At 73.9% G+C, this 18057-nt stretch carries 8 protein-coding genes; 4 read left to right on the top strand and 4 right to left on the bottom strand.

Going from position 1 to position 18057, the window contains the following annotated elements:
* Window positions 1-49 precede the first annotated feature (49 nt).
* Both NQZ70_RS05725 and NQZ70_RS05730 read left to right on the top strand, forming a co-directional pair.
* The gene (locus NQZ70_RS05725; RefSeq protein ID WP_129573311.1) at window positions 50-700 is read left to right on the top strand and encodes a TetR/AcrR family transcriptional regulator; all 651 of its coding nucleotides are present in this window, start codon (window positions 50-52) and stop codon (window positions 698-700) included.
* 518 nt (window positions 701-1218) lie between these two features.
* Window positions 1219-2325 (top strand): response regulator, encoded by a 1107-nt coding sequence (locus tag NQZ70_RS05730; protein ID WP_129573312.1) that lies wholly within the window; start codon window positions 1219-1221, stop codon window positions 2323-2325.
* 102 nt (window positions 2326-2427) lie between these two features.
* Here NQZ70_RS05730 and NQZ70_RS05735 read toward each other — a convergent pair whose 3' ends face one another.
* Window positions 2428-8109, bottom strand: a complete 5682-nt coding sequence (locus tag NQZ70_RS05735) for an AAA family ATPase (protein WP_129573313.1) — start codon at window positions 8107-8109, stop codon at window positions 2428-2430.
* 205 nt (window positions 8110-8314) lie between these two features.
* Complete coding sequence (locus NQZ70_RS05740) at window positions 8315-13429, bottom strand: pentapeptide repeat-containing protein (protein WP_129573314.1); 5115 nt, start codon at window positions 13427-13429, stop codon at window positions 8315-8317.
* A 131-nt stretch (window positions 13430-13560) separates the two neighbouring features.
* Between NQZ70_RS05740 and NQZ70_RS05745 the strand changes: the two genes are divergently transcribed.
* Window positions 13561-15201, top strand: a complete 1641-nt coding sequence (locus NQZ70_RS05745) for a GMC oxidoreductase (RefSeq protein ID WP_129573315.1) — start codon at window positions 13561-13563, stop codon at window positions 15199-15201.
* A gap of 20 nt (window positions 15202-15221) precedes the next feature.
* On the opposite strand, the gene NQZ70_RS05750 is transcribed toward NQZ70_RS05745, so the two are convergent.
* Window positions 15222-15722 carry a helix-turn-helix domain-containing protein gene (locus tag NQZ70_RS05750; protein WP_129573316.1) on the bottom strand — a complete coding sequence of 167 codons (501 nt, stop codon included), beginning with the start codon at window positions 15720-15722 and terminating at the stop codon, window positions 15222-15224.
* A 92-nt stretch (window positions 15723-15814) separates the two neighbouring features.
* Between NQZ70_RS05750 and NQZ70_RS05755 the strand changes: the two genes are divergently transcribed.
* Window positions 15815-16477 carry a glutathione S-transferase family protein gene (locus tag NQZ70_RS05755; RefSeq protein ID WP_129573317.1) on the top strand — a complete coding sequence of 221 codons (663 nt, stop codon included), beginning with the start codon at window positions 15815-15817 and terminating at the stop codon, window positions 16475-16477.
* A gap of 105 nt (window positions 16478-16582) precedes the next feature.
* Here the strand turns inward: NQZ70_RS05755 and NQZ70_RS05760 are convergent, their stop codons facing one another.
* Window positions 16583-18055, bottom strand: coding sequence for a DUF1552 domain-containing protein (locus tag NQZ70_RS05760; RefSeq protein ID WP_129573318.1), 1473 nt, complete (start codon window positions 18053-18055; stop codon window positions 16583-16585).
* Between the last annotated feature and the right edge of the window lie 2 nt (window positions 18056-18057).

Genomic DNA, 18057 nt, shown 5'->3' on the forward strand with positions numbered 1-18057 from the left:
TATGTAAATTGGATGAGCCCGCCCGTCAAGGCATTCTATAGTGATCGCTATGAAGAACGTGTCCCCCCGGGCGGCGCGCGGCCGGCCGCGCGCCTTCGATCGCGGTGTCGCCCTCGAGGCGGCGCTGCGCGTGTTCTGGCGGCACGGATACGACGCGACGTCGCTCGCCGAGCTGACGGCCGCGATGAAGATCGCGCCGCCGAGCCTGTATGCGGCGTTCGGCAGCAAGAAGGAGCTGTTCCTCGAGGCGGTGGCGCTGTACGCCGCGATGTACGGGGCGAGCGTCCCGCGAGCGCTGTCCGAGGAGCCGACCGCCCGGGCCGCGGTGTCGCGCGTCCTCCTGGAGTTCGCGGCGTTCGCGAGCGCGCCGGATCATCCGCTCGGGTGTCTCATGGTCCATGGGGCCGCCAACTGCACGCCGGGCTCCGCCGAGGTCGAGGCCGCGCTGCGCGAGCGCCGGGCGGCCAGCGAGGCCGCGCTCCGCCGGCGCATCGAGCGCGGGATCGCGGAGGGCGATCTCCCCACAGACACCGACGCGGCGGCGCTCGCCAAGTATTACGGCGCGGTGATCCAGGGCATGTCGGTGCAGGCGCGCGACGGCGCCTCGAGGGAAGAGCTGGAGCGCGTCGCGCAGGCCGCCCTCCGGGCGTGGCCGCGGCGACGGCGGGGCGCGGCGCCCCCGACCCGCGCCGCCCGGTGAGCGCTCCTTCTGCGGTGAGCCGGCGAGAAGAACGAAGACGCAAAGACGAAAGGACTCCACGACGTTCGAGGGGAAAGAGAAGACGAGAAACGATAGGACGCGACACCTGTACGGCATCGGCTTTGTCATCCCTCTCTATCTCTCTTTATCCATTTATCTATTTGTCTTTTTGCGTCTTTGCGCCTTGGCGACTTTGCGTTTTTTTTGTTCTCATGATCTGAACGCCTTCCGTTCGAAGCCAGGCGCTCCGCGCCGCGCGCCCCGCTGCGCGCCCCGGCGGAAGGTGCCGGCGTGCCCACAAGGTGAGACGTGCTCCGCGTCAACGGGTCCTTCGCGACGGAATCTCGCCCTCGTCGCGAGGGCGAGACTGCGGCCGACGAGGCCCGCGAGGTAAGGCGCTTGACAGCCGAAACCGGGTACGTGACCATGCGGGCGAGGTCAGCGACGAGGCTGATAACGCACTCACGCCGGGGGGGAACGCGAGCGTTCCTGCTCAGGCGCTCAGGGGAGGTGAAGGGATGCGGGCTGAGCAGCCGTCGCCCGGGCTCGTGCTCATCGCAGACGACGTTCTCGTGAACCTCGAGGTGCTCACAAGCACGCTGGAGTCCGCGGGGATCGAGGTCAGCATCGCGACAGACGGCCCCATGGTGCTTGAGCGCCTGGAGTACGAGACTCCCGACCTCATCCTGCTCGACGTCACCATGCCGGGCATGACGGGCTTCGAGGTCTGCGAGCGGCTGAAGTCGAGCCCGGCGACCGCCGATATCCCCGTCATCTTCACCACCGCGCACACCGAGATGGCGGACAAGCTGCGTGGGTTCCGCCTGGGCGCGGTCGACTACGTGACCAAGCCGTTCGAGCGCGACGAGCTCCTCGCGCGCGTGAAGACGCAGCTGTCGCTCCGGCGCGCCCTGACCGCGCTGGCCAGGAAGAACGCGGAGCTCGAGAACGAGATCGAGGTGCGCGCCGCCGCGCAGGCGGATCTCGCCCGGCTGGCGGACGAGCTCGAGCGCCGGGTGGGGGAGCGGACGCAGGCGCTCGCCCGCGCGGTGGCGGAGCTCGAGCGCGCCAAGGAGTCGCTCGAGGAGACGGTGGAGCGGCGCACCCGCGAGCTGCAGCGCGCGAACGAGCGGCTCGAGCGCGAGCTCGCCGAGCGGGCGTCGCTCGAGGAGGCCCGCTCGGCGCTCCAGGCGCAGATCATCGCGGCGCAGGCGGCGAGGCTGGCCGAGCTGTCGACGCCCATCATCCCGATCAACGACCAGATCCTGGTCATGCCCCTCATCGGCGTGGTCGACGAGGAGCGCGCGCAGGGCATGGTCGACGCGGCGACGCTGGGGGTGAGCGCGCGCAGGGCGGCGGTCATGATCCTCGACATCACCGGCGTGTCGCGCGTCGACGCGCACGTGTCCGAGACGCTGGTGCGGGCGGCGCGCGCGGTGCGCCTGCTCGGCGCGCGCGTCGTGATCACCGGCATCCGCCCGGAGGTCGCCCAGGAGCTGGTGGCGCTCGGCGCCGAGATGACGGGGATGGTGACGCAGAGCACGCTCCAGGACGGCATCGCGTACGCGATGAGCAAGACGCGCGCGCTGTCGCGCCGCGCCGCGGCGCCCGCGGCGCGCGAGTGACGCGGCGGCCTCCGGCGCGCGGTCGGCGCGGCGGCCTCCGGCGCAGGCGGCGCGGCGGCCTCCGGCGCGCAGGCGGCGCGGCGGCCTCCGGCGCGCAGGCGGTCACCGCGGCGCGGCGCGGCTCTCGGACGGCGCCGCCGCCGGAGCGGGGCCGGCGGCGGCGCGGAGGAGCTCGCGCAGCCGGTTGACCTGAAAGCCCTTGGCCAGGCCGCGCAGCTCGTCGAGGAACGGGCGGAGGCGCGCGTCCTCGCGCTCGAGCCGCTCGAGCTCCAGGAGCAGGCCGCTCAGCCGGCCTCGGTTCACCAGGTCGAGCAGCCCGGCCAGCGCCTCCGCCGGCGGCAGCGCGCGCCCCGGCGCCTCGACCGCGGCGCGGCCGGGCCCCTCGTCGCCGGTCACCCGCGCCCGGCGCTCCGGCGCGGCGGCCGCCGGCGCGGCGGCCGCCGGCGCGGCGCTCGCGTCGACGAGCGGCACCTCGAACTCGAAGAGGCTGCCCCGCCCGGGCTGGCTCTCGACCCGGAGCGCGCCGCCCATCCGCTCCACGATCCGCCGCGCGATCGCGAGCCCGAGGCCCGTCCCCTCGACCGGCGCGCCCTCGGTCGGCACCTGCTCGAACGGCTCGAAGATCCGCTCGAGGTGCTGGGGCGCGATGCCGGGGCCCGTGTCCTCCACGCGGAAGCGCACCCGCCGCGCGGCGCCCGCGCCCGGAGGGGCCTCGCCCGCCGTCACGCGCAGCACCACGCGGCCGCGCTCGGTGAACTTGATGGCGTTGCCCAGCAGGTTCAGCAACACCTGCATGAGCCGCTTCTGGTCGGTGATCACGGTCCCGAGCGCGGCGCCGTCCTGCTCGAACAGGAACGTCAGGCTCTTGGCCTCGGCGCGCACCTGGCAGATGCCGAGCACCGCCTGCACGAACGAGGGGAAATGTACCTCGTCGGGCATCAGGGTCAGCTTGCCGGCCTCGATCTTGGCGAGATCGAGCACGTCGTTGATCAGCGTGAGCAGGTGCTCGCCGGAGGACTGGATGATCTGCACGGCGCGCAGGTGCCGGGGCGACAGCCCGTCCAGGCGCCCCAGGATCTGCGCGTAGCCCAGGATCCCGTTGAGCGGCGTGCGCAGCTCGTGGCTCATGCTCGCGAGGAAATCGCTCTTGGCGCGGCTCGCCGCGTCGGCCGCCTCCTTGGCCGCCTTGAGCTCGGCGGTGCGCTCCTCGACGAGCTGCTCCAGGCGGTGGTGCGAGCTCGAGAGCTCGCTGTAGAGGGCGGCGTTCTCGACGGCGGTCGCCGCCTGCGCGGCCAGGAGCGAGACCACCTGGACGCGCGCCTCGGGGAAGGCGCCCGAGACGCCGGCGTGCTCCAGCACCATCACGCCGAGCAGCCGGCCCTGGTGGAGCAGCGGCACGAGCAGCAGCGAGGCCGGGCCGCGGCGCTCGAGGTACGGGTCGTCGTCGAAGCGACCGTCGCCGCCGTCGCGCCCGAGCACGAGCGGCTCGCGGCTGCGCGCCACGTAGCGCACGACCTTCTCGGGCAGGAGCGCCGAGCTCAGGGCCGGCTCGTCGCGGTGGAGCGTGATCCGCTCGGGATCGACGGTGAGCTCCGCGCGGACGACGAGGTGCTCGCCGCGCGAGAGCACCAGCACGGCGCGCTCGGCGCCGGCGTTCTCGGCGAGGAGCCGCATCATGCGCGCGATGAGCGAGCCCGGGTCCCGGTCGCTGGCCAGCGCCTGGGCGGCCTTGAGCAGCGAGACCACGTCGATCCGGCTGCCCGCGGGGCCCGGCGCGGTGGTCGCGGCGGGCGCCCCGGCCAGGTGCGCCGCGGCGCCCGCCGGCACGTCGCCGGGCGCCTCGGCCGCCGCGAAGACCTCGGGGTGCCGGCGGCGCAGGATCGCCGCGGCGCCGGCGGCCTCCCAGCGCAGGTAGGCGCCGTGCGCGTCGCGCAGGTAGGCGCGCGCCATCCGGGCGCGGCCGCGGCCGAGCAGGTGCTCGCCCGCGAGGCGCAGGCCGAGGGCCTCGCCGCCGACGAAGCCGCGCCGGTGGGCGTGCTCGATGGCCTCGTCGTAGAGGCGCTCGGCGTCCTCGTGCCGCCCCGCGGCCTGCGCCTCGCGCGCCTCGGTGAGCAGGAGGGCGTGGCGGAAGGTCGCCGGGTTGAACGCCGAGAGCCGGGCGAGCCGCGCGCGCTGGGCGGCGAAGGCGGCGCGGGCGCCGCGGTCCTCGTCGGCGGCGTCCGGGGCCCCGGCGGGCGGCAGCGCGGCGCCTAGGATCGTCGCGATCTCGAGGGCCCAGAGGGCCGGCGGGTTGCACCAGCCGGCCGTCCACTCGGCGCTCGCCTCCGCGGCGAGGCGCAGCGCCTCGCGATCCTCGCCGAGGTGCACGGCCGCGAACGCGGCGGCGCCGAGCACGATGACCCGCACCATCGGCGAGCCGGCCGGGAGCGCGGCGATGCGGCGGATCGCCTCGCCCACGTCCGCCTCGCCCGCCTGGGCGAGCAGGTGATGGACGGCGCGGCACGCCGGGGCGCTCTGGCCGGCGATGAGGTCCCTCCAGGGCCTCGCGGGGATCGGGCAGCTCGACAGCCGCGCGCCCGCCGCCATCCGCGCGGCGGGGAGGATGACCTGGCCGACGTCGCTGTGGGTGATGGCCCCCTCGCGGGCGCCGAGCTCGGGCACGTCGCGCCAGCGCTCGTGGACGGCGGCGAGGTCCGGGTGCACGCACTGGGCGGCGATGCTCCCCGTGTGGAGGGCGCCGGCGAGGAGCAGGCCTTGCGCCGATTCCGCGGCGTACACGAGCTCGACGCACCGGGCGCCGAGGGGCAGCTCCTGGAGCACGCCGATGAACACGACCGCGCTCATGCTCAGCCCGTAGGCCGCGCGCGGGTAGAGCCCGCGCAGGAGGGCGATCTCGGGCATCGCGAAGATCAGGCTCGCCGCGAGCGGCGGCTCGCTGAGCGCCGCCGCGGTGATGGAGGCCCCGATCAGCTCGCCGGCCACGCGGGCGACCGGATCGGTGCAGCGGGGCAGGGCGCGGAACGACGCCGGGCTCATCGCCGCGATCAGGGGGGCGATGCGCGCGGCCTGGGCGGCGAAGAACGCGGCCAGCGCCTCGGGCTCGCGCGGGAACGACCAGCCGAGCTCCGCGAGCGCGGCGAGCCCGACGCCGAGGCCCTCGGGGTAGCGCCCGGCGACCGTGAGCAGCGGCACCTGGGCGAGCGCCACGCGGCCGCGCGCGACCGCGTCCCTGGCGCGCTCCTGGCACGCCGCGAACAGCCGCTCGCCCACCTCGGGCTGCCCGGCGAGCCACTCGGCCTCCGCGAGCGCGAGCAGGAGCTCGAAGCGGAGATCGTGGGCGCCGTCGGCCGCGGGGGCGCCGCCGTCGGCCTCGGCGGCCGGGGCGCCGCCGTCGGCCGGGGCGCCGCCGTCGGCCTCGGCGGCCGGGGCGCCGCTCGCAGAGGCCAGCGCTGCGCCTTCCCCGGACGGCGCAGCGCCGCCGCCTCCGTCCAGGAGATCGCGGCCCGCCCGCAGGAACCGCACCGCCTCGGCGTAGGCCGAGGCCGCCTTCGCTCGCAGCCCGCCGGCGAGGCAGCGGTCCGCCACCCGGCGCCGCTCGGCCGGCGCGCTCAGGCGCTCCGCGGCCCGGAGGTAGTGGTCGAGGAGGGCGAACAGCTCGGCGTCCCCCCCGCCCTCGGACCAGCGCCGATCGAGCTCGCGCGCGAGCGCGAGGTGGAGGTCGAGGCGCTCGCCGTGCCCGAGCAGCTCGTACGCGGCCTGCTGCACCCGGTCGTGCGCGAACGCGTACGCCTCGCCCTCGCCCGCGGCCACGAGCAGCCCCTCGTGGAGCAGCGCCTCGGCCGCCCTCCGCAGCGCCGCGGCCGCGAGCCCCGCGGCGGCGCTCACCAGGGAGGCCTCGAAGGCCGCCCCCACGCACGCCCCCGCGGCCAGCGTCCGCCGGAGCTCCTCGGGCAGGCGGCCCATCTTCGCCGTCAAGAGCGCCACGACGTTGTCGGTGACCGCGGCCCGCTCGATGCGCTCCGCCTCCCACCGCCACCTGCCCGTGGCGAGGTCGCGGGAGAGCAGCCCCTGCTCGTGCAGCGCCCGCAGGAACTGCTCGACGAACAGCGGGCTGCCGTCGGTCTTCGCCCGCACGATCGAGCAGAGGGCCTGCGCCTCGTCGCCGGCGCCGGCGCCGGGCAGCATGTCGAAGACCATCCCGGCGAGCGCATCGCCGTCGAGCGGCCCGAGCGCGTGCACCTCGGCGCGCCGCCCGCTCGCCCGGATCGCCTCGAGCAGCGCGCGCAGCGGGTGCGCCTCGCCCACCTCGCCCTCCCGGCAGGCGCCGAGCAGGAGGAGGTGCTTCATCTCCGGGTCGGTCGCGATCGCCTCGAGCAGGGCCAGCGACGGCGCGTCGGCCCACTGGAGGTCGTCGATGAACAGCACGAGCGGGGGCTCGGCGCTCGCCGTCGCCCGGACGAAGCGCTGCACGGCGAGCTGGAAGCGGTGCTTCGCGTCGGCCGGGCTCACCTCGAGGAGCGGCGGGGGCTCGCCGAGGACGCGCGCGAGCTCCGGCGCCATGTCGACGAGGACGCGCGCGCTCTCGCCGAGCGCGGCGCGGCAGGTCGCGGCCCAGCCCTCGAGGGCCTCGGCGCTGTCCGAGAGCCTGCGGCGGGCGATGGCGCGGAAGGCCTGCGCGAGCGCCGCGCAGGGGGCGCCGCGCTGGAGCACGTCGAACTTGCCGGGCGCGAACAGGCCGCCGGCGAGGCGCGCCTCCTCGCGCAGCGCCACGGCGAGCGCCGATTTGCCGACGCCGGACGGCCCGGAGAGCAGCGCGAGCTCGGTCTCGCCGCCGCGCGCGCGCTCGAGGGCCTCCCGGAGCGCCCGCTGCTCCCGCTCCCGGCCGACGAGCCGCGACGGTCGGCGGAGGCGGTCCTCCCAGTCGCGCGCGCCGAGCGCGAACGGCCGGATCGCGCCTGTCGCGCGGAGCTCCTCGAGGGCGTGCTCCATGTCGTGCGCCGCGCCGTCGCCGGTCTGGTAGCGCTGCTCCGGGCTCTTCTCCAGGAGCCGCATCACGACGGCGCCGACCGCCTCGGGGATCCGGAGCGCCGGCGCGCGCTGGTGCGGCGGCGGCGGCCTGCGGGCGATGTGCGCGTGGATCAGCGACAGCTCGTCGGTCTGCTCGAAGGGCAGCGTGCCCGTGAGCATCTGGTAGAGCGTGCAGCCCAGCGCGTAGAGGTCCGCGCGCGCGTCGGGGGCGCGCTTCATGCGGCCGGTCTGCTCGGGCGCCACGTAGGCGAGCGTCCCGACGGCCGCGCCGTCCGCCTCGGCGGCGTCGCCGGCCGCCGCCCGCCGCGCGGCCAGGCCGAAGTCGATGAGCCGGACCTCGGTGCGCTCGGCGTCGACGAGGACGTTCTGCGGCTTGACGTCGCGGTGGATGACGCCCCGGCGGTGCAGCTGCCCGAGCAGGCGCGCGAGCGACGCGCCGAGGCGCAGCGCGGCCTCGACCGGCAGGGGCCCGTGGGCCAGGGCGAGATCGAGGGAGCAGTCCCCCCAGCGCTCGAGCACGAGGGCCACCCCGGCGCCGTAGGGCACGAGGTCGAGGGCGCGGGCGGTCCCGGGGAGGCTCAGCTCGCGGAGCAGCGCGTGCTCGCCGCGGAGCCGCGCCACGATCCGCTCGTCCGGCAGCTCGTGGCGCGGGATCTTCAGCACGACGTCGGCCCGGCTGGTCAGGTCGACGCCTGTGACGACCCGCGTCTCCGCGCCGGTGTACAGCACCTTCCCGAGCCGGTAGTCCATCGGCATCGGTTCATCTTCGCCGAAGTCCTGCGCGGCGTGTCGCTTTCCTGCGGCGCCGCGCCGCGGCGCGCGTGGACGGCTGGCGGAGCGCTGCGATGGGGCGGCTCTAAAGGACCCAGCTTGCCTCGACGGACAGACAGCGACGACCGGCGACCGGGCGGAGGAAGGGAGATGCCTACCGCATTCGGCAACGGCAACTGAACCGGTTAAGTTAACTCTGGTGTGGTGGGGGAAGGAGCGGCTCGTCGTCGGGGACGCGCTGGAGGGAGAGGAGGAGCGCGTCGAGCTCCCCCGGCTCGAACCGGCAGAGGCCGATCGCGTACCAGAACGACCCCGCGAGCGCGCCGCCGAGCTTGTAGCGGCGGCCGTCGGGCGTGAACGCCGCCCAGCCGTCGGCGCGCGAGAGGTGCACCGCGCGGCAGGTGCCTGTCGCCACCTCCCACAGCCGGACGGTCCCGTCGTCCGAGGCGCTCGCGAGCCAGGCGCCGTCCGGGCTGAAGGCGATCCCCTGGACGGCGCTCGCGTGGGCCAGCAGGACGCGGCGCTCGGCCCCGGTGAGCGCGTCCCAGAGGCGGACGGTGCAGTCCTCGGCGCCGGAGGCCAGCCAGGCGCCATCCGGGCTGAAGGCGATGCTCGCCACGGCCGACGCGTGGCCTCGGAGGACGAGCCGCTCGTCGCCGGTGGCCGCGTCCCACACCTGGACGGCGCCGTCGCCCGCGCCCGCCGCCAGCGAGGCGCTCTCCGGATGGAAGGCGACGCTCCTGACGAGCGCCGAGCGGCATTTCAGCACGTGACGCACCGCCCCCGCGGCCACGTTCCACAGGAGGACGGTCCCGTCGTCGGCGCCCGACGCCAGCGACACCCCGTCCGGGCTGAAGGCGATGCTCCGGACGGCGTCCGCGTGGCCTTTCAGGACGCGACGCTGGGCGCCCGCGGCCACGTCCCACAGCCGGACCGTCCTGTCCTTTCCACCCCACGCCAGCGAGGCGCCATCCGGGCTGAAGGCGATGGTGATCGCCGACAGGGGGAAATCCTTCATGATGCGCTGCCCCGTCCGCGTCGCCGCATCCCACAGCCGGACGGTGCCGTCCGCGGAGGCGCTCGCGATCGAGGCGCCATCCGGGCTGAAGGCGATGCTCCTCACGTGGTCCACGTGGCCTTCGAGGACGCCGCGCGCCCCCCCGGTGCCGGCGTCCCAGAGGCGAATGGCGCCTCCTTCCGAGGCCGTCGCGAGCGAGGCGCCATCGGGGCTGAAGGCGATGCTCCGGATCGTCGACGCGTGGCCCCGGAGGACCCTGCGCTTCGTCCCCGTGGCCACGTCCCACAGCACGACGGCGCTGTCCGTGGAGCCCGAGGCCAGGGTCGCGCCATCCGGGCTGAACGCGACGCTCCTGACCGTGGCCGTGTGGCCCCGGAGGACCTCGCGCTGGGCCCCGATGGCCACGTCCCACAGCCGGACGGTGTTGTCGTTGCCCGCCGACGCGAGCAGATGGCCGCTCCCGTCGAATGCCACGCTCCTCACCGAGGCCTCATGGCCTATCAGCTCTCGGGGGTCGGCCGCCGTGCTCAGATCCCAGAGCCAGACGGTGCTGTCGTGCGCGCCCGAGGCCAGCCACGCGCCATCCGGGCTGAACGCGACGCTCCTCGCGATGCCGGCGTGGCCCATCAAGGTGCGGCGCTCGGCGGCCCGGACGACGTCCCAGAGCCGGACGGTCTGGTCGTCCGCCGCCGAGGCCAGCGAGGCGCCATCCGGGCTGAACGCGACGCTCCGGACGATGGCCCGATGGCCTGTCAGCACGCGGGGCTCGGCCGGCGTGGCCACGTCCCAGAGCCGGACGGTCCTGTCGTTGCTGCCCGACGCGAGCACGGCGCCGCCAGGGCCGAACGCGACGCTCGTGACCGGGGCCGCGTGGCCTCGCAGCACGCGGACCTCCCGCCCCGTGGCCACGTCCCAGAGCCGGATCGTCGCGTCGCCGCTGCCCGCGGCCAGGAGGGCGCCATCCGGGCTGAACGCGACGCTCCGGACCGTCGCCGCATGCCCGGCCAGCGCGCGGCGCGCCGTCCCGGTGGCGGCGTCCCACAGCCACACCGGCCCGTTCCGATGCGCCGACGCGATGAGCTGCCCATCGGGGCTCACCGCCACCGCCATGCAGGGAGACGCGGCCGCAGCCGTGACGACGTCGGCGTGGGCGGCGTCGGGGGCCGCGCTCCCGAACGCGTCCAGGCCGGCGAGCGCGCCCTCGTCGAGCCGCGCGCCGACGAGCTGCGCATAGCGGAGCCGGGCCGACGCGAGCCGCGCGCCGCGCAGATCGGCGCGGAGGAGCCTGGCGGACGACGCGTCGGCGCCCTCCAGGTCCGCCTCCGCGAGCCGCGCCCCGGAGAGGTCCGCGCGCGAAAGCGCGGCCCCGGCGAGCGACGCGCCGCCGAGGTCGGTCTCGATCAGCATCGCTGCCCGCAGATCCGCGCCGCGGAGGTCCGCGCCGCGGAGGTTCCGGCGCGAGAGGTCCTTGCCGCGCAGGTCCTGGCCGGCGAGGTTCACCCGCTCCTCGGCCTCGACGTTCAGCCGCTTCAGCACGCCGATGGCGTTCCGCTTGGCGATCTCGCCCGACGCCCCGCCGAGCACCTGCCGCGCCCAGGCGACGCTCGCCTCGCGATCGGCCATCGCCGTGAAGAGCTCGACCATCAGATCGGACATCTCGCGCCAGCCGAGCACCGTGGCCTCGCCGCCCCGGCGCAGCTCGGCCGCCGCCTCCCGCGCGACGAGCCACTCCAGCACCGAGGCGTGGAGGAACGAGAAATTGCCCTCGGGATCGCGCACCAGCAGCGTGCCGGAGCCGACCGCGTGGACCGCCTCCTCGAGATCGATCTGCCGCGTGCTCAGGTCGGCGATCGCCTTCGCCACCTCGGCCGGGAGCTCGTCCACGTGGACGCTCGGCTCCATCTTGGACCAGAGCCGGAGCGCGAGCGTCGTCACGGCCCTCCATCGATCCTCGGCCACCAGGGACGCCGCCGCGCCCCGCACGTGGACGCGCGCGTCCTCGCTCCGGAACCACCGGTCGATCAGGCTCTGGTACAGCCCGGCGGCGGTGATCTTCCCGGTCCGGTCGCGCGCCTCGAGGAGCTCTCGCTCGGGGATCTCGGAGATGAAGCCGAGCAGGCGCGGGTTCTCGGACAGGCGCAGGAGGTCCTTCACGTCGTCGAGCAGCCGCACCCGGGCGTCGGCGGCCTCCCTGCTGCCGAGCAGGTTGACGAGGAACCGGCGCACCTGGATCGGCGAGAACGTCGTGAGCGTGGCGATCCGGTGGCCCGGGATCCGCTCCGCCTGCTCGCCGAGCTTGGTCCGGATCTGGTCGTCCGAATAGAAGTGCTGCGTCCGGCTGGTGAGCACGACCTTGGCCTTGCCCTGCGCCGCCTGGATCAGCGTGTCGAAGTGGTCCGCGGCGCGGCTGTAGCGCACGCGGAGCGCCAGCTCGTCGAAGCCGTCGAAGAGGAGCGCGATCAGGCCTTCGGCGAGCATGTACCGGAAGCTCGGCAGATCGAACCGCTCCATGCCCGAGAGCGCGAGGTGATTGGCGACCAGCGCGTCGAGCGAGTGCGCCTTCTCGAGCGATCGCATCTCGATGAGCACCGGGTACGGCGGCCCCTCCCGCGCCCCGAGGCGGCGCGCCAGCTCGTGGAGCAAGAAGGTCTTTCCGGTCCCGAAATCGCCGAGGACCAGGACGAACCGGGCCGCGGGCGAGGCGAGCAGGTCGTCGATCGCGTCCAGCGCGTGGTCGACCTCCTGCCTCGGGCCGCCGGCGGCGGTCAGCGCCGCGCGCTGGGGGACATAGAGCCTCGGCGGGTAGATCGGATCGCGCTCCAGCCGGTGGATCAGCCGCTCGACGTAGGGCCCGAAGTGGATCAGGCCCTGATACTCGGCGATGCTGGCCAGCCAGACGCCCTTGCGGTGCGCCTCCCGCACCAGCGCCTCGGGCGCCGGCGGGCCGTCGTAGACGAGCTGGGAGAACGTCGCGGCGCTCCGCCGCTGGGCGCGCGCGTGCACCTGGGTCCGGAAGAGCTCGATCGCGGCGGGGGTGACGGGGCCCGCCACGGCGCCCAGGGCGAAGTTCAGCGCCGGCCCCAGGAGCGCCGGCCCCAGCGGCTCGGCCGTGACCACCTCGGCGACCGCATGAAACGGGGGCGGGGCCTCCCTCCAGGCGATCGTGACGCGCTTGCCGCGCGCCTCCTCGCGCATCCGGCAGATGCGCACGACGTGGTCGAGGAGGTCCTCGTCGCGCTCGTCGCGCTCGTCGTCCCCCGCGCGGCCGCGCTCGCCGCGCTCGCGCGCCCGCGCGCCGCCGTCGGCCGCGGCGGGGCGCTCCGTCGCGCTCTCGCGGCTCGCCCGCATCCGCTCGAGCACCGCGCGGGCGTAGGCCGCCGCCACGATGGCCGCGTACATCTGCCATGCGTCGCCCTTCTGCTCATCGCAGTAGTCGCAGATGCCGCGCACCACCAGATACCCCACGTCGTGCTGCCAGGCGGCGTCGGCGAGCCCCGAGCCCTCCATCTCCACGGCCTTGATGCCGAGCTCGTCGCGGAGCTGGTCGCGGCGGCGCGCGTCCTTGAGCAGCGTGTTGCCCGACCCGATCGGCCCCTGGAAGACGCGCGGCTGCCCCTTCTTGCGCTGCGGATCCGCCGGGTGCGGGCGGATCTTCGACGGATCGAGCGGATCGCGCAGCACGTCTTCCGCGTCGGGAGGCCGCTTTGCGCCCACGAGCCTGCGCCCGCGGTCGATCAGCTTCACCCACGGCGCCTTCCGCTCGTAGGCCAGGACCTCGAGCGCGTCGACGCCCTCGAGGAGCCACGCGCCCGGCGCCCGCGGCGACGGACGGGGGATCTTGCCGCGGGCGGTCTCCTTGTCGAAATCGTATTGCACCACCCCGCGCCGGTCGACGACCACGACGTCGCCGAGGCGCACGTGCTCGGCGGGCTTCTCGGGGTGCGGCACCCCGCCCGCGATCCCGACCATCACCACGCTGCGGATCTGCCGGAAGTGCTCCAGCATCTGCGTCACGCGGACCGACGCGAGGTTGTTGCCCATGCCCGTGCTCACGAGCGCGACCGCGTGCGCGCCGCCGCCCTTCGCCGGGATCTCCCCGAGCACGTAGTCCCGGCCCGCGCCTTCGCCCCCGGCCGAGTGCTCGACGGGGCCGTCCAGCATCGCCTTCGCCGCCGCGAACTCCTTGGGGAGGGCCGTGACGAGCCCCACGGTCACGCGATCGCGCAGCGCTCGGGCGCGTTCGTCGGGCGCGGGCCCCGACGCCGGACGAGGCTTCAAGGACGCCATCGCGCCCTTCTATCATGACCGGCTCAGGGGCGCGTCGCGCGGCTGTCCGCGAGCGGAGGGGCGGACCTGCGTCCGCGCGGTAGGCGCCGGAGGGCGGCTGGACCATACTCCGCTCCGAGAAGCAGGTGTGCATGGACTTCGATGTCGACTTCGCGATCGTGGGCTCCGGCTTCGGGGGCAGCGTCTCCGCGCTGCGCCTCACCGAGAAGGGCTACAAGGTCACGGTGCTCGAGTGCGGCAAGCGCTGGAGCAAGGAGGATTTTCCCCGGACCAACTGGAATGTGCGGAAGTTCCTGTGGGCGCCCAGGGTGCTGTGTTACGGCATCCAGCGGCTGACCCTGCTCCGGGACACGCTCATCCTGTCGGGCGCGGGCGTGGGCGGCGGGTCGCTGGTCTACGCCAACACCCTGCTCGTGCCTCCGCCCGAGGCCTTCAGCAACCCGGGCTGGCCTGCCGGCACCGACTGGCGCGACGAGCTGATGCCCTTCTACGAGACCGCGAAGCGCATGCTCGGCGTGACCGCGAACCCGAAGCTCTGGCCGGCGGACCGACAGCTCCGGCAGATCGCCGACGAGATGGGCCGCGGGGACACGTTTCACGTCACGAGCGTGGCCGTGCTCTTCGCGAAGGAAGGCGAGCAGGAGGGCCAGCGCGTGCCCGACCCGTTCTTCGGCGGCGAGGGGCCGGAGCGCGCCACGTGCGTCCACTGCGGCGGCTGCATGGTGGGCTGCCGCTTCGGCGCCAAGAACACGCTCGATCTCAATTACCTCTACCTGGCCGAGAAGAAGGGCTGCACCATCCAGCCCGAGACCATGGTCACCGCCATCGACGCGCTCCCGGGCGGCGGCTACGAGCTCACCCTCGAGCGCTCCACCGCGCTGCTCGACAAGCGGCGCCGCAAGCTCCGGGCGCGCGGCGTGGTGCTCAGCGCCGGCGTGCTGGGCACCGTGAAGCTCCTGCTCAGGGCGAGAGCCGAGGGCCGGTTACCGCATCTCTCCCGGCAGCTCGGCAATTACGTGCGCACCAACAGCGAGGTCATCCTCGGGGTGACCGCCAGGGACGACCGGGTCGACTACTCCCGTGGCATCGCGATCACGAGCGGCATCTACCCGGACGCGCGCACGCACATCGAGCCGGTGCGCTACCCGGCCGGCTCTGACGTGATGGGCGCGCTCGGCACCGTGCTCACCGACGACGGGCCGGGATTGCCGCGCTGGCTGCGCTGGCTCGGCCGCCGGCTGCTCCACCCCATCGATCTGATCTTCGGCCTCCTGCCGTTCAAATTCGCGAGGCGCTCCACGATCCTCCTCGTGATGCAGACGGTGGACAACTACATGCAGCTCGTCTGGAAGCGCGGCGGCATGACCACCCACAGGCCGCCCGGGCAGCCGAAGCCGCCGGCGTACATCCCCATCGCCAACGAGGTGGGTAAGCGGCTCGGCGTGCTGATGAACGGCACCCCGCGCAACGCCATCAACGAGGCCGTGCTCAACGTCCCGACCACCGCGCACATCCTCGGCGGCTGCGCCATCGCCGACAGCCCGGAGCGCGGGGTGATCGACCAGCGCAATCAGGTGTTCGGCCACGAGGACCTGTACGTGGTCGACGGCTCGATGGTGCCCTCGAACCTGGGCGTGAACCCGTCGCTCACGATCACCGCCATGGCCGAACGGGCGATGAGCAAGATGCCCCTCAAGCGCGACAACCCCGCCTTCACCGGGGCGTCCCGGATGCTCGAGGCGGCGGCGTCCTCGGAGCGCGTCCACCTCTGAGGGTAGCCCCTCCACGTCCCTCAGCGGGCGCGGTGCGCCAGCGCCTTCTCGTAGGCGGCCTGCAGCTCGCCGAACACCGAGCGCGCCGGACGCGGCGCGCCGAGATGCAGGTGGCGCAGCTCGTCCATGAAGGCGTTCCAGAGCGGAGCGCCGCCCTCTTCCAGCAGCTCCGCGCGCACGGACAGTTCCTTGCTCGGGCGCGTATGGCGGCGGCCCCAGGCGCCCATGTGCGCGAGCAGCGGCACGAGCTGAATGGCCGCTTCCGTGAGGCTGTAGATCCCTTTCTGCCGGTGTTTCGGATCGGAGCGTCTCGTCAGCAGGCCGGACGCGGTCAGGCGCTTCAGCCGGTCCGCGAGGATGTTCGAGGCGATGCCCTCCTCGCTCTGCGCGAGCAGCTCGCCGTAGCTGCGCCTGTTCCCGAACATGACGTCGCGGATGACGATCAGGCTCCAGCGGTCGCCGAGCTGTTCGAGCGTCAGGTTGATCGGGCAGCCGGATCGTCCTGTCTGCGGTACGGCCATCCTCCTGAGACTAGTACTTGCAATACGCAAGCGGTAGGAGTAGGGTTCGGACCACTTGCAATTTACAAGTGGTCCGAACCAGGAGGCCCGCGATGTCGCTCGTGCTGTACGGTCATCCCTTCTCCTCGTACACGCAGAAGGTACTCATTGCGCTGTACGAGAACGGCACACCCTTCGAGTTCCGTTGCCTCGGGCCGGATACGCCGCAGCACGCGGCCGAGTGGCTGCGGCGCTGGCCTCTGCGCAAGTTCCCGCTGCTGGTGGACGAAGAGCGCAACATCGTCGAGACCAGCATCATCATCGAGTACCTGCAGCTCGTGCATCCCGGGCCAGCGCGCCTGCTGCCCGCAGACCCGATGGCCGCGCTGGACGTGCGCTTTCTCGACCGCTTCTTCGACCTGCATGTCATGAGTCCGATGCAGCACGCGGTGGACGGTGCGCTGACGGGTGATCCGGTGAAGCGCCAGGAAGGGCTGGCCCATGCTGCGACGAAGCTGGAGCTCGCCTACGCCTGGCTCGAAGGGCAGCTCGCCGGCAGGACCTGGGCCGCCGCTGGCGAGGACTTCACGATGGCGGACTGCGCGGCCGCGCCTTCGCTGTTCTACGCGGACTGGACGCACCGGATCTCCGAGGCGTTTCCCCTGCTGCGCGCCTACCGCGCGCGGTTGCTCGCGCGCCCGTCCTTCGCCCGCGCGGTGGAGGAGGCGCGGCAGTTCCGGCCGCTCTTCCCCCTGGGAGCGCCGGACCGGGATTGAGGCTCCGCGCCGCGAGCGCCGGCGCAACTGCGCGTTACCTCGCGAGGAGTCCGGGGAGCCGCGCGAGATCCAGCCGCCCCCGCTGGAGGAGCGCGCGGCGTGCCCTCACGGCAGCTCCGCTAAAGGCCCCTTCTTGTACGCGGTGTCGTTCCCGAAGTGCGCGTCCTCGTGGCCGAAGGCGCGCAGGATCGACGTGTAGACGTTGTGCGTGGACACGTCGGTCTCGTACCCGGACTGGCCGGGATCCCCGCCCCCGCGCTTGTTGTAATTGACGTGCCGCCCGCCCTGCCACCTGCCGCCGGCCTTGCCGGCGAGCAGGACCGGGATGTCGCGGGGCGAGTGCGCGCCGCCGCACCCGAACTCGCTCGTGAACAGCACGACGCTGTTGTCGAGCATCGTGCCGTCGCCCTCGGGGGTGCTCTTCAGCCCGTCGAGCAGGCGCGCCAAGATCTCCATGCGCCAGCTGCGGTTCGCGAGGATGGTCGCGCGCCAGTCCTCGAGCTTGTCGGGCTCCGCGCCGTTCGGACCGACGTCGAGGCCGGCGTGGCCGAGGCTGTGGCCCAGGTCGGTCGTGTAGGGCTGAGGCAGCCAGCTCGTCAGGACGTCGGCGATCTGGAACGTGGCGACGTTCGTGAGGCCGCAGCGGAGCGCGTGCAGGAGGATGTCGACCAGGAGCGGCGCTGCCTCCTTGATCCCTCCTCCCGTGTAGGACCCGTATCCCTGGTACACCGGCGCGCCGCCGACGTCCGGCTTCGTGCAGGCCGCCAGGTTGGCGACGCCTTCGAGCTTCTTCTCCAGGCTCCGGATGTGCTCGGCGTGCGCGTCGAGCAGGTGCCTGTCGGCCGCGCTCACGCGCCCCTTCAAGGCCGCGAGGTGCTCGCTCACCCCATCGAGCACGCTCCTCCGCTGGGCGCGGATCCGGAGCTGCTCGGGCGTCGGACCCGAAGCGGTCTCCGTCACGTCCTTGAAGAGCCGGTCGAAGGCGCTCGTCGGGTCCTTCTCGGTGGACACCGGCTCGCCCGAGGCGCGGTACAGCGGCTCTCCGTAGTTGTGCCCGTCGACCATGAGATCGATGGACGAGAAGGGCGTCGGGCGCTCGGCGGCGAGCCGCTCCGCGAGCACCTGATCGATCGACGGGCCGAGCGCCCTGGCGTCGTCGCCGCCCGAGGTCGTGTCGGCGCACGTGAGCACGGTCGCGTTGGAGCAGCCGTGGTGCCCGCCGTAGTCTCCCTGGACGAAGCCGGCGGCGTCGTCGACGCCGCGGAGCAGCGTGAGATCGCCCTTGTGGCGCTCGAGCGCGGCCATCTCCTCGCCGAGGACCTCGAGCGCCTGCCCCTCGCCGCCCGGGGACCAGAGGTCGAGCATGCTCCAGGCGCCCGGCTTCCACGGATCCCCCAGCTCCCCCGAGTTGTGGCGGGACGTGATCGTGCCGCCGTGGCTGAAGAACACGATGAACCGCCTGGCCCTGCCGTCAGCGGCCCAGACGGCGCCGTGGGTCGCCTCGAGGAACGGCAGCGCGATGCACAGGCCGGTCGCGGTTCGGAGGAAATTCCTTCGGCTGAATGCGGCGCGGTTCATGG

This window comes from Sorangium sp. So ce836 (genome assembly GCF_028553905.1).
In the GTDB taxonomy this organism is placed as follows: domain Bacteria; phylum Myxococcota_A; class Polyangia; order Polyangiales; family Polyangiaceae; genus Sorangium; species Sorangium cellulosum_D.

Excerpts from the sequence above, each read along its gene's own strand:
- NQZ70_RS05760 (WP_129573318.1), bottom strand. The coding sequence starts at position 18,055 with ATGAACCGCGCCGCATTCAGCCGAAGGAATTTCCTCCGAACCGCGACC.
- NQZ70_RS05730 (WP_129573312.1), top strand. The coding sequence starts at position 1,219 with ATGCGGGCTGAGCAGCCGTCGCCCGGGCTCGTGCTCATCGCAGACGAC.
- NQZ70_RS05745 (WP_129573315.1), top strand. The coding sequence starts at position 13,561 with ATGGACTTCGATGTCGACTTCGCGATCGTGGGCTCCGGCTTCGGGGGC.
- NQZ70_RS05735 (WP_129573313.1), bottom strand. The coding sequence starts at position 8,109 with ATGCCGATGGACTACCGGCTCGGGAAGGTGCTGTACACCGGCGCGGAG.
- NQZ70_RS05725 (WP_129573311.1), top strand. The coding sequence starts at position 50 with ATGAAGAACGTGTCCCCCCGGGCGGCGCGCGGCCGGCCGCGCGCCTTC.
- NQZ70_RS05755 (WP_129573317.1), top strand. The coding sequence starts at position 15,815 with ATGTCGCTCGTGCTGTACGGTCATCCCTTCTCCTCGTACACGCAGAAG.
- NQZ70_RS05740 (WP_129573314.1), bottom strand. The coding sequence starts at position 13,429 with ATGGCGTCCTTGAAGCCTCGTCCGGCGTCGGGGCCCGCGCCCGACGAA.
- NQZ70_RS05750 (WP_129573316.1), bottom strand. The coding sequence starts at position 15,722 with ATGGCCGTACCGCAGACAGGACGATCCGGCTGCCCGATCAACCTGACG.